Annotated in this window: 13 protein-coding genes and 1 pseudogene; 5 read left to right on the top strand and 9 right to left on the bottom strand. The window is 57.1% G+C overall.

All coding sequences use genetic code 11. The features are described 5' to 3' along the window. Positions 1-513: TOBE domain-containing protein (locus GA0061101_RS30320; RefSeq protein ID WP_141694138.1), on the top strand; the 513-nt coding region annotated here is incomplete at its 5' end. A gap of 533 nt (positions 514-1,046) precedes the next feature. Here the strand turns inward: GA0061101_RS30320 and GA0061101_RS39590 are convergent. Continuing rightward, positions 1,047-1,214, bottom strand: a complete 168-nt coding sequence (locus GA0061101_RS39590) for a hypothetical protein (RefSeq protein ID WP_156143677.1) — start codon at positions 1,212-1,214, stop codon at positions 1,047-1,049. Here GA0061101_RS39590 and GA0061101_RS30315 point away from each other — a divergent pair. Then, complete coding sequence (locus GA0061101_RS30315; protein WP_051964060.1) at positions 1,206-1,574, top strand: hypothetical protein; 369 nt, start codon at positions 1,206-1,208, stop codon at positions 1,572-1,574. The two genes, GA0061101_RS39590 and GA0061101_RS30315, sit on opposite strands and share 9 nt — an antisense overlap. A 487-nt stretch (positions 1,575-2,061) precedes the next feature. Here GA0061101_RS30315 and GA0061101_RS30300 read toward each other — a convergent pair whose 3' ends face one another. Continuing rightward, positions 2,062-2,340 carry a DUF982 domain-containing protein gene (locus GA0061101_RS30300; RefSeq protein WP_037199515.1) on the bottom strand — a complete coding sequence of 93 codons (279 nt, stop codon included), beginning with the start codon at positions 2,338-2,340 and terminating at the stop codon, positions 2,062-2,064. Positions 2,341-3,021: 681 nt separating this feature from the next. Then, a complete protein-coding gene (locus tag GA0061101_RS30295; protein WP_197070367.1) occupies positions 3,022-3,312 on the bottom strand; it encodes an MFS transporter in 291 nt (96 codons plus the stop codon). Positions 3,313-3,420: 108 nt separating this feature from the next. Here GA0061101_RS30295 and GA0061101_RS30290 point away from each other — a divergent pair, with 108 nt between their 5' ends. Further along, positions 3,421-3,864 (top strand): host attachment protein, encoded by a 444-nt coding sequence (locus GA0061101_RS30290; protein WP_037199508.1) that lies wholly within the window; start codon positions 3,421-3,423, stop codon positions 3,862-3,864. Between the two features lie 298 nt (positions 3,865-4,162). Next, positions 4,163-5,311, top strand: coding sequence for a ceramide glucosyltransferase (locus GA0061101_RS30285; protein ID WP_037199506.1), 1,149 nt, complete (start codon positions 4,163-4,165; stop codon positions 5,309-5,311). Between the two features lie 228 nt (positions 5,312-5,539). Here GA0061101_RS30285 and GA0061101_RS30280 read toward each other — a convergent pair whose 3' ends face one another. The 3 genes from GA0061101_RS30280 to GA0061101_RS30270 all read right to left on the bottom strand — a co-directional run bounded on the left by GA0061101_RS30280 (position 5,540) and on the right by GA0061101_RS30270 (position 7,453). Then, a complete protein-coding gene (locus GA0061101_RS30280; protein WP_037199504.1) occupies positions 5,540-6,232 on the bottom strand; it encodes a VIT1/CCC1 transporter family protein in 693 nt (230 codons plus the stop codon). A gap of 48 nt (positions 6,233-6,280) precedes the next feature. After that, entirely contained in the window at positions 6,281-6,778 is a 498-nt protein-coding gene (locus tag GA0061101_RS30275; RefSeq protein ID WP_037199502.1) for a cytochrome b, read from the bottom strand. A gap of 285 nt (positions 6,779-7,063) precedes the next feature. After that, positions 7,064-7,453 (bottom strand): DUF302 domain-containing protein, encoded by a 390-nt coding sequence (locus GA0061101_RS30270; RefSeq protein ID WP_037199501.1) that lies wholly within the window; start codon positions 7,451-7,453, stop codon positions 7,064-7,066. Positions 7,454-7,740: 287 nt separating this feature from the next. Here GA0061101_RS30270 and GA0061101_RS30265 point away from each other — a divergent pair, with 287 nt between their 5' ends. Continuing rightward, positions 7,741-8,121, top strand: coding sequence for an EF-hand domain-containing protein (locus GA0061101_RS30265; RefSeq protein WP_037199500.1), 381 nt, complete (start codon positions 7,741-7,743; stop codon positions 8,119-8,121). A gap of 42 nt (positions 8,122-8,163) precedes the next feature. Here GA0061101_RS30265 and GA0061101_RS30260 read toward each other — a convergent pair. From GA0061101_RS30260 to GA0061101_RS39585, 3 genes and pseudogenes are all read right to left on the bottom strand, one after another. Further along, positions 8,164-8,553, bottom strand: a pseudogene (locus GA0061101_RS30260) (alpha/beta fold hydrolase); the annotation flags it as partial. A gap of 172 nt (positions 8,554-8,725) precedes the next feature. Beyond that, a complete protein-coding gene (locus tag GA0061101_RS30255) occupies positions 8,726-9,523 on the bottom strand; it encodes an SMP-30/gluconolactonase/LRE family protein (RefSeq protein ID WP_037199539.1) in 798 nt (265 codons plus the stop codon). Between the two features lie 323 nt (positions 9,524-9,846). Next, positions 9,847-10,443, bottom strand: a complete 597-nt coding sequence (locus GA0061101_RS39585; protein WP_156143676.1) for a hypothetical protein — start codon at positions 10,441-10,443, stop codon at positions 9,847-9,849. Positions 10,444-10,706: the final 263 nt, after the last annotated feature.

The following is a 10,706-nucleotide window of genomic DNA, read 5'->3' as shown; positions in this document are numbered from 1 at the left end:
CTCGGCATCACCACCGTTTTCGTGACGCATGATCAGGAAGAGGCGCTGTCGATCTCCGACCGTATCGTCGTCATGAATGCCGGCCGCGCGGATCAGATCGGTTCGCCTTTCGAGATCTACAACACTCCGGCCACCCGCTTCGTCGCTTCCTTCGTCGGTACGCTGAACCTGATCGAAGGTAAGGTCGTCGATCCCGACAACAGCCGCATCATGATCGGCGATCAGGACGTCACGCTGAAGCAATCGGTCACCGCCTACAAGCCTGGTGACACGGTATCGCTGGCTTTGCGCCCGGAGGCAGGCTCACTGGCCGAATCGGCCAAGGGCGACACGGCCCTGACAGGCGAGGTCATATCAGTGCATTTTCTTGGCTCAGTTGTTCGCACCCGCATGAACGTCGCCGGCAACACGATTTCTTTCGACATGTTCAACAACCCACGGCGCACATCGCCCACCGTGGGTGAGCGGGTGACTATCAGCTTCAAAGCGTCCGATTTATTGGTCTTGCCGTGACTGATGGCCGCGAACTCAGTGCCTTTCAGTATCCCCACCGGACGGCTGAGATCGGACCTTTTAGTCATGCGCGGTCAATGCCGCCTGGGGATCGGGCTCGGCGTCCGCTCTGCAAGTGTTCGCCGCGCTCTTCCAGGATGGGATGAGCAGCAGCTGCGACCAGGTGGGAATTGATCCGCTTGAGATCACGCAATAAGTCGAGGTTGTGAAAAAGCATCCAAGGATGACCCCGCTGGTATGAGGCTTAAGTCATTGAAATATATTCCATGCTGCGGAGAAAGTGGCGACCACACCGGCGTTGCGTATGAACCGTTGATGGTCCGATGTTCCTATCAATTTCAAACCGTTACAGGGGATCTCAACGGGGTCATTGTTCAGGGCCGGTTTACAAACATGACATCGCATCCCTCAATCGATCGTTCCGATTGAGAGAATCACAAATCAAAACATCGGTCTAACCATACCCAAATAGGTCTCCTAACTTGCGCTAGAGGCCGAGCGAGTGATCTCGTCCCTTCGGCGGACACAACAAACTACTGGGTGGTTGAGCGCAGCAGCGGCGCGCTTCGCTGATCGTGCTCGATCATCGATTTGATCAGCGGGATGCTGAAGATGGTGGCAAGCATCAGAATAACAACGATCAACAAAAGATGATCGATGAGAAACCAGCGTACCCATCGTCCCGCGGAAAAATGAATCATGTCATTGCTCCGATCATGGGTCATGAGCCAATGGCAACCTTTGTTCTACGGCACTTTCCCAATCTTCCACAAAGCCACAGTGTATACGGCGTCGACGAAGCGGCTTTGCGGAGGATCAATTTTCTGCTCACCCGATATCTCGGCGGCTTCGAAGGCGTTATTGCTGCCGAGGAATCCAAGACGATGAAAACCCGCCTCGACATCATGGAGAGCACGCAATTCGAGCGCGGCTATGTTTTCGCTTTATTTCGCAACGGTCGCGAAGAAGATGGGCGCATTTTCGAGGGTGCCCGGATCCCGATCTTCGAGTGGAAAAGCCTCCACACTCGGGGAGCTGGCTGGTCTGCTCGAGGAAAATAGCCGAGCCCGGCAGACCGCCACTCGTCATCGCCGAAGATGTGCAAAACGAGACGCTGTAACCTTGATCGTCAATCAGGTCCGAGGCACCTTTCGCAAATGCGCGATCGGGGTCCACGGCTTCGGCGATCGCCGCAAGGCGATGCCGCGGGATCTGGCAATCCTGACGCGAGCTCAATCTCGCAAGATCGCAGCTTCAGGCTTAACGCTGCAACGCTCGGGGACCTCGCGGCAAGGCACGTCCGTCTTCTAGACGAGCGCGAGGACAACCTTAGGCGGCGGCTTGCAGCAGACTGTCAAAGCAAGGATCAAGTGGATCGGCAAGGAATCGAGGCGATAACCAGCGAGCACGACAAGGAAAAGCTGTAGAAGCGGCTTACAGAAATCTCCGGTGAGGTATGCGATGGGCGCAATGTAGGAAGCAACCGACATCGGCCGAACGGCGGCTGCGAGCAATCTGGAGAAGCAAACGCCAGAAATATCGCCGGAATTAGCTCCGAGCTTCCGTATGGGGCGCGCCGATGACCATTCTCGCTTCGGAAGCAGCCTCCACGAAAGCCTCCCGCGCCGTTTCGGGAGAAACCTGCCCGAGTGCCGCAGCAGCACAGATCTCTCTTGCAAAGCTGTGCTTCTTCCGCGAGCCTTTCCACGCGTTGGCGAGGAAATTGAGTGCCTCGGTTGGGTTGTGGATGGTGTCGGGCGCCCGCCTTGCCACCTGAACATAGACGGGCTCATTCCAGTCCGATCTTGTCTTTTCCTCTAAAACCATCGTTTCTCTCCATGAATGCGGGTGAACAATTCTCCAGAATAGTCCGTCCCGTAGAAGTGGTCGCGAAATCCTCTGCGTTCGCCGGCGCCGCCGACACCAGCAAGTTCAGATGCCGTTCCGCTTCGTTGAAGCGATAAATCGGTCCAGGTAACCTATTTTAGCAATCGCCTTCTCCTGCGAGGAGGAGTGACCTGAATGGCGCCAACGTTACGGATGCTACAAACGTCTTCAGTATGACCCATTCCCTCCTGTTCGATGATGGCACCATTTTCGCGCTGGCCCGGTTTCCGCGCATTGAGCTTGATCAATTAGTCCGTCGAACCGAAGTTACTGCGTTGATGTACAATAGAGTGGGCTCCGTCTTGGAAGGACATCACATCGTTCGCAACTGGTGGCGGAACACGTAGTCCGGAGTTCCTTGATGCAGACCGCCATAATTGGTCCCCGCACCTTCGCGGTGACAAGGCTCATCGATGATCTGGCGCGGATGTTCAACTCGCACCTCCGCTTATGGTTGGGTCTGTCCTTCAGTTCTCCAACCCCCGGCAACATCTTGCCGCCGATACTGTAAACCTGGCGCAAAATCGCCGTGTCGATCACTCAGTGATCATTCCCTGTCTTCGACCTCTATCGATCCGGGTCGAATTAAGACGGCGTGTCATGTCGCGTTGGCGAGCCGTGTCACTCGAAGCGCTCGCTGATGCTGCTGTCTGCGGGCACAAGTATCAGGAGCGCAACGATGCCGACCACTGCGAAAACTGCTCCATAGATGAACACGGCCTGATGGCCTAGGTGATCCAAAAGCAGACCGGCGATGACGCTGGCAATGAGTTGAGTGAGCCCAACCAGGAAATTGTACCAGCCGATGCCGCCGGCGCGCAGTTCCCGGGGTGCGAAGTCAGAAGCGAGCGCCTTTCCAGCGGCACGGAAGGTACCCTGATAGGCGCCATAGCAGACGAACACTACGGCCACGATTGGGAATGCTGCAAGGCGCCTCTTGGCTGGGATTGACCAGGGTCAATGTGGCCTCACGGGATGGGGGAATATCTTCGTAGCGATCTAACGAAAGAGGACAATGTCATGAACGATGCAATCATTCCTTATAATGCTTGGATTCTCGTTTCAGATGCCAGCAAGGCACTCTTGCTCCGCAATGTCGGGAACGCGTTCAATCTGATGCTTGAAGTCCAGCAAGTCATCGAGAACCCGCATAACGCCCCGGCCCGCGAGCAAGGAACGGACAAGCCGGGCCGTGTTGCGATGGGCAGCCATCGCAGTAGCGTCGGCCAGACGAATTTTCATGAGCAGCAAGAAGAGCGATTCTTGTCGATGGTTGCCGAAAAGCTGGAGGCAATTTGCGAGCAAAACGATGTTCATAAGCTTTTCGTGGTTGCTCCCCCGAAGGCGCTTGCTGACCTGCGGCGTGCCATGCCGGAGACGACCAGGAGACGGATCGCAGCGGAATATGATAAGGACCTTGTTAATCTTCCGCTGAACGAGATCGAGAGGCATTTAGCTGCGTGATGCGGCAATCGAGAACCGCTGCTTGGGGCTGGGCAGGCATTCCGGAAAGCCGGAATTTATCGCGCGAGGTGTCCATCGCTGAGCGTGCGATTGGAATGCCGATATATCGGCCGAGGGTGCACAATCGTCCGAGGAGACCAAGGTGCGCCGCATGCGAGCTGCTGCAGCCCGGACACCATGGCGAGTGCATTTTTAACGCCGGTGGATGGCTGCCAGCACGGCAGGAACTCGGACAAGGCGGGGAGTGGCTTTTCGCCTAGTTTAGCAAAGCGCGTCTTCGAGCCGCGGCGGAGAGGAAATGAACATCGTACCAGTCATCATCTCGGCAGGCATGATTTTGTTGGTTGCAACGCAATTCGTAAGCGTAGCGCTAGCGGTTTTGCGGAAGTTGCTCTGGAGAACGTCGGCAAAATGCGGCCCTGACGGAGTTACGATCATAAAGCCGGTCTGCGGATTGGAAAACAACCTGCGCCGCACATTACGAAGCAGTTTTGCCATCGACTATCCTCAGTACGAGTTGATTTTTTGCGTAGCCTCACCCGATGACCCGGCTATACCGCTTGTTCGTGAGCTCATAGCCTCCCACCCTGCCGCGGATGCGCATCTGCTCATTGGCGACGATAAAATATCACAAAATCCGAAGCTGAATAACATTTGGAAAGGCTGGCGCGCCGCGAAATATGATTGGGTTGTCATCTCCGACAGCAATGTTTTGGTCCCTCCCGCTTATATTGATGATCTTCGCGAGCGCTGGTCCTCCGCGACCTCTGTCATTTGCTCGCCACCCGTCGGCAGCGATGCAGAAGGGCTGGCGGCGGCCTTGGAAGCGGCGTTCCTCAACACATATCAAGCGCGTTGGCAGCTGGTGGCCGACTTCCTGAGGTACGGTTATGCGCAAGGCAAGACGATGATGCTCTCTCGGCGGGAGTTGGAGCATTCGGGCGGATTGTCAATACTAGCAAGCGAGGTCGCCGAGGATGCGGCTGCGACCAAGATCGCTCGCCGGACGGGCAAAAAAGTTGCTGTCGTCCGTGAGCCTTTTCAGCAACCACTGGGTCGCAGGACGTGGTCTCAAGTCTGGAGCAGACAATTGCGCTGGGCACAATTGCGGCGCTCCTCTTTTCCGTTGGCTTATTCGGCGGAAATTTTGACAGGCATACTGCCGGTGGCGATTCTGTACTGCATCCTGGCAACGATGGATGTGCTGGCGTGGATCGGACTTCCTCTGCTCATCGTCTGCTGGTATTCGGCGGAAGTCGCCCTCGCGGTTGTCTATCGATGGCCGCTCGGATTAACATTGATACTTGCCTGGATCTTGCGCGATATCTTATCGCCCCTGCTATGGTTACAGGGTTGGCTCCAGCGCGGCTTCACCTGGCACGGCAATAACATGACGTCGCTTAAACGCTCGAAGCTGAAACGAGGGGTGGTAGGGTCCCAAACGTGATAACCAACCGCGATCGACTGTCTCAGAAGCTTCTGTCGATGGCAGCTTCGATAGCCCGGTTGACTTCAGGCGCATCGAGCCGGGGGATGAGGGCTGGAGCGGTTAACTAGGCGCCGAGCTCCCTGAAAGCCCTGTCACCTTGGACCGTCAGGAGGCGCCAAGACATCGTTCGGCATCGATCTATTGATGAAAACAGCCGGGAGCGAACGTGCGTTGCATTCGGGCGTCTCAGATGACGGCTCCAACAAGATGGCCTATGCCTGCCGTCAGCGCCATCGCGAACGCACCCCAAAATGTAACACGCAGCGTTGGCCTCACGACACCGGCCCCGCCAGCCCTCGCCCCAATGGCGCCAAGCAGCGCCAGGAAGGCGAGCGATGCCACAGAGACGGTTATGACAAGCATGGATGCGGGCGATACGACCACCATGAGCAGCGGCATTGCGGCTCCAACCGCGAAGGTTGCGGCAGAGGTCAAGGCAGCCTGGATCGGTCGCGCAGTCATCATTTCGGAAATCCCGAGTTCGTCGCGTGCATGGGCTGAAAGTGCATCTTTCGCCATCAGCTGATCAGCAACCTGCCGAGCAAGAACGGGCTCAACCCCACGATCGACATAGATTTGCGCCAGCTCTTCCCTTTCGAAATCCGGTTGTTTTATAAGCTCCTGCCGTTCGCGGCCGAGGTCTGCCTTCTCCGTGTCGGACTGCGAGCTGACCGAGACGTATTCGCCCGCCGCCATAGACATGGAGCCGGCGACAAGCCCCGCAATACCCGCTACCAGAACTTCCGAGCTTGCCGTTGAGGCCGAGGCGACCCCTACGATAAGGCTTGCCGTCGAGACGATGCCATCATTTGCGCCGAGCACGGCGGCCCGCAGCCAGCCTATTCGGTTTACGAGATGCAATTCTCCGTGGCTTCTCATCGGGACTTCTCCGGTTTCGTCGTGCTTAGCGCGGATGTTCGGAGGATACTACTTCGCCGGCAGCAGCATGCGCTTCAACGTTCCATCTTTGAGAACGAACTGATGAAACAGCGCGGCTACGGCATGAAGTGCAATTAGAGCGATAAAGGCGGGCTTGGCGAGCTTATGAATATCGCCGAACTCATCTGAGACATAAATTGCCAGCAGACCCGTGGCCGGGACTGCGACAAGGAGGATGTAAAAAAGCCAATGTGACGCCTTTGCAGCGTACGTCATCCACGTTGTGTCGCTGGCGGACTCTGGCGCGCCCTGGACGATACGCAGGATGAGCCTAATGGCCACAAGACAGAGGATTGCTATGCCGACCCAATAATGGGCGACACTGAGCGTGAGATTGCTCGGCGAGGCAGTGGTTCCTTCTTCGCCTGCGTCGACGATCGTCGTCATACTCTCTCCAAACAGGAGCTGGAAGAAAATCAGTGCCGCGACTGTCCAGTGCAATGCGATCTGAAGGTTGGAATATCCATTGGTTTTCTGTTCACTCATGGTCGACTCCTCAAAAAAAGGGCGAGATACCCAGTTTGTTAAGCTTTATGCCCTTTCGGCCCACTTATATGCTCGCAGGGAACCACGGCCATACGGATAGGCAAAGCGCCGCAAGGGCTCTCCACGATTTCGATGAATTACCGTGAAATGAAAATCGGATACGCCGCCAAGTCCGAACTGGCCGTCAAACAAGGGTAGGTCGATCGATAGACCAATCGAGGCGAGGCGTGCAGGATGTCGGGCTCCAACGCGTGGAAATTGCTGATCCATAGGATATCACCGATGTCAGATACTCGCTATAACTTGCTCAAGCTTCGCCCGAACATTCCCTGCCACCTGCTTTAGTGCGGCGTTTTCGATTGCTCGCATGGAGGCAACCGGATCGATAGCGCTGATCATTATATCGCCGCCGCCAAGGGATCTGACGATCACATTGCAGGGAAGCATTGCGCCGACTTTTGGCTCCATATTTATCGCTTCGAAGGCCATGCCCGGATTGCAGGCGCCCAGAATGAGGTAGTCGTCAATGTCAGCATTAAGCTTCTTCTTCATCGTCGCCTTGACGTCAATCTCCGTCAGGATGCCGAAGTCTTTGCGCGCAAGCGCTGCTTTCGTCCTTTCGACTGCGACATCAAACGAGCTCCCGGATAGGGTCTTGTCTAGAGTGTAAGTCATGGCTTTGGCTCCGATATAGGTTCTTGGCGCTGACTTCCGAGAGAAGTCGGATGGGACCTCGTTGGCAAATCACTGTCGCCGACCTGGTCAACACTACCTAGCGACGGGTGGCGTGAAGAAAAATGGATGCACGGCTTGATCAAGGGGCCGCGACGAGTTGACCTTGGTCAGCAGTTTTTCCTACCGCGCAATCAAAGACAGAAATTCCCGCAAAAGGATTTGACCTACATCAAGGCGGATACTCGCAAGCAGGCCATTATTCGGGTCTAAACGACAGGAGGCATCCAATGTCACAGCCCAAACTGCCCACCATAATCGCGCTGGCCGCCTTCCTAACTGTTGGGGGCATTGGCGTCGCTACAGCACAGTCCAAAGCTCCGGATCAGGACCGATGGGGAAGATCGGCGATGATGCCCGATGAAATGGAGAACGCAGATATGATGGATCGAAGTGCTGCGCCGTGCGGAATAGCTGAGGGAATGCCCATGGGGAAAATGCGCGGACATATGATGAAGATCATGTTCGCCATTGCGGATACCAACGGTGACGGCGCACTTTCATTTGATGAAGTAACGGCAATCCATAAGCGGATCTTCGACCTGATTGATGCCAACAAGGATGGCAAAGTGACGCCCGAGGAAATCCAGGCCTTCATGCAAGGTCAATAGTCTTCAGGCTCTACGTCATCAGCTATCAGTAGAGACCTCAGCGGCGCGATCCCAGACGGCCCGGGTAGGGACGATATCTAGAACCGCAAGCTTTGTAATTGTAGCAGGATAATCGAGCGCCATCCGGTGAGCGACACGACCGCCGCGATCATGACCGGCGATCATGAACTCGCAAAAGCCGAGCTTTGCCATAACCTCGACCATCTCGGCGGCCATCGCTCGTTTTGAATAGGGCAGGTGATCTGGAGTCGACGAGGGACAAGCGCTGGCACCGTATCCACGTAGGTCGGAACAGATGACAGTGAACTCGGAGGCAAGCAGAGGAGCGACGCCGCGCCACATAAGATTGGTCTCTGGGAATCCATGCAGCAATAGAACCGGCGGGCCGCTCCCGGCAATGGTGGTGTATATCGACCCACCCGATACGGAGATTGTCTGTGTGCGGCTGAGGTTTGGCACGTTGTTCCCCTGCAAGGCGATCAAACTCACGCTCAATAGAGCGGAGGCGTCGCACCACTGTCGATCGAAGGTGATCCAGTGAACTGGCGGACTTGGTTTTCGTCCCGCTATTGTTCACCAACGCGGACCTCCGCAATGTGAGCGTTCAATTGAACGGCCAGCCGGCTCCGGCAACGTTCACTTCGACGGAAACGATTTGACCTGTGCCGGCCATTTGACTCATCTTGTCCATGCCGAACCATTGTGCGGTGGTGACGAAGAGGGTGGATCGATCCTCGCCGCCGAGCATGCAGGCGAATGCGCCGCGATCTACCTTGACCTCATCAAGCATTTCGCCGCCTTCTCGTACCCGGCGGCAATAGGCATTGGGGACATCGGCATACCAGATGGCTCCCTGGCGGTCGAAACATATTCCGTCTGGCGGGCCGGGAAGCTCTGACCAGATCCTCCGGTTGGAAAGGCGGCCGTCAGCGGCCACATCGAAAGCAGTCAGGTGCTTGGCCCAGCTTTCCGCGCAGACCAGAGTGCGGCCATCAGCAGATAATGCCATGCCATTCGGGAACTGAAAGCCCTCGGCCTGCTTTTCAACGCTGCCATCAGGGAGGACCAGCGTAATCGCTGGCCCATTGACATAGATCCTGCCTGCAGCGTCGACGAGGATTTCGTTCCACGCGCCCGACCCCAGTGCGGCGAATTCCTTCAAGCCCATGCCATCATAACGCATGAGTGATGAAGAACCGGACTGGATCACGAAAAGGTCGTTCTCTGGGCCAAAATCGAATGACAATGGTGGAGCTTTCGCCGGAATCACGAGCCGCGATTGGTTCCCGTCTTCAAGGACCCGTATCTCGCCACTGGTCCAATCGGCAAACCAGAGCTCGCCTCGATGCCAACGGGGACATTCGACAAGTCCTCTTCCCTTCAACAATACATCTGCGCGCACGGTCGTCTCCTTGGTCCTCTGCACCGGCGAAGGACGTGCGACGCCCAATCGCCCCGACAGGTTGAAAGCAGATTTTGGCGTTTCGCTAATTTTTTACTAGCCGCGCCGTGACCCTGGACGGCGAATTTCCCATTTCGGATGCTGTGCTGGGGCAGGAAGACGAGTCGCCCTGCCGGCTGCGGAGGAGTTCGACCTGCAGCATTCTTTCCGGAGCGACGTTGACATTGGCAGAGATGCTCTGGGCCATCCTAACCTCGATGATCGCGGTTGGCGTATGGCGCGGCGATCAGGATGAGACGCTAGCGACAATCTAGATGAGATTCTTAAGTCGCGGTCGGATGTTGATTGTCGCTGGCAAGCGTCTCATCGGTTTCTGATTGCCGCTCCGCGACAAACGGGACGGAGCTTTTGATTGTCGCGAACGAGGCGGGCCTTCCACGCTGGCGTTTGGCTTCCATGGCTGATCTGCGCCGCCCGATCCGCAGCCAGGAGCCGGGGAGGTCCGGGTGAGGGTCGTCGCCTCCGGCATCAATCCTTCCGACATCGAGACCAGAAGAGGTTTCGGCGCCAAGGCAATGCCGTTCTCGTGGATTATCCCGCATCAGGACGGGGAGGGCGTTCGGTACCGCGGCGGAATTCGTCGTCTTGCCCTCCGTGCAGTCCGTCAGGCTGGCCGACAACGTGTCCTTCGAGGTCGGGCGTCCCTCAGAGTTCCGGCGATGACCGCGCACCGATGCCTGTTCGCCGACGGCGGCGTTCGCGGCAAGCGAATCCTCGTACAGGGTGGAAGGGGCGTCGCGGGCAATGCGGCGATCCTTCCTGCGAAATGGGCGGGGGCGTGGGTGGCGGCGACGGTGAGCCGCGACGAGCAGGCGGATGTCGCGCGAGCGGCCGGGGCCGATCTGGTCATCAACAGGCACGAGGAGGATGTCTCCTGAACGGTGAGATCGGCGGCGGGTGGCCGCGGAGTAGATCGCGTCGTGGACGTTGACATCTCCGCGAACATCGACGTGGCGATGGCCTATCTCGCCCGCGACGGAGTCGTCTCGGCCTATTCGACGGAATCGCCGCAGGCCTCTCACGATCCCGTTCTTCCCGGCGCTGCTGGGAGGCTTCTCGTCCGGTTTCGTCTACGTCTACACTATGCCAGAGGCAGCGATGCGGCAGGCGGCCGTGGAGGTCT

This window comes from Martinezella lusitana (assembly GCF_900094565.1).
Classification (GTDB): domain Bacteria; phylum Pseudomonadota; class Alphaproteobacteria; order Rhizobiales; family Rhizobiaceae; genus Rhizobium; species Rhizobium lusitanum.
This window is presented reverse-complemented; position numbering and strand designations above follow the sequence as displayed.

Bases quoted from the DNA above. Each gene is read 5' to 3' on its own strand.
- GA0061101_RS30275 (WP_037199502.1), bottom strand. From the start codon at position 6,778: ATGAGTGAACAGAAAACCAATGGATATTCCAACCTTCAGATCGCATTG.
- GA0061101_RS30280 (WP_037199504.1), bottom strand. From the start codon at position 6,232: ATGAGAAGCCACGGAGAATTGCATCTCGTAAACCGAATAGGCTGGCTG.
- GA0061101_RS30285 (WP_037199506.1), top strand. From the start codon at position 4,163: ATGAACATCGTACCAGTCATCATCTCGGCAGGCATGATTTTGTTGGTT.
- GA0061101_RS39590 (WP_156143677.1), bottom strand. From the start codon at position 1,214: ATGATTCATTTTTCCGCGGGACGATGGGTACGCTGGTTTCTCATCGAT.
- GA0061101_RS30300 (WP_037199515.1), bottom strand. From the start codon at position 2,340: ATGGTTTTAGAGGAAAAGACAAGATCGGACTGGAATGAGCCCGTCTAT.
- GA0061101_RS30290 (WP_037199508.1), top strand. From the start codon at position 3,421: ATGAACGATGCAATCATTCCTTATAATGCTTGGATTCTCGTTTCAGAT.
- GA0061101_RS30265 (WP_037199500.1), top strand. From the start codon at position 7,741: ATGTCACAGCCCAAACTGCCCACCATAATCGCGCTGGCCGCCTTCCTA.
- GA0061101_RS30270 (WP_037199501.1), bottom strand. From the start codon at position 7,453: ATGACTTACACTCTAGACAAGACCCTATCCGGGAGCTCGTTTGATGTC.
- GA0061101_RS30315 (WP_051964060.1), top strand. From the start codon at position 1,206: ATGAATCATGTCATTGCTCCGATCATGGGTCATGAGCCAATGGCAACC.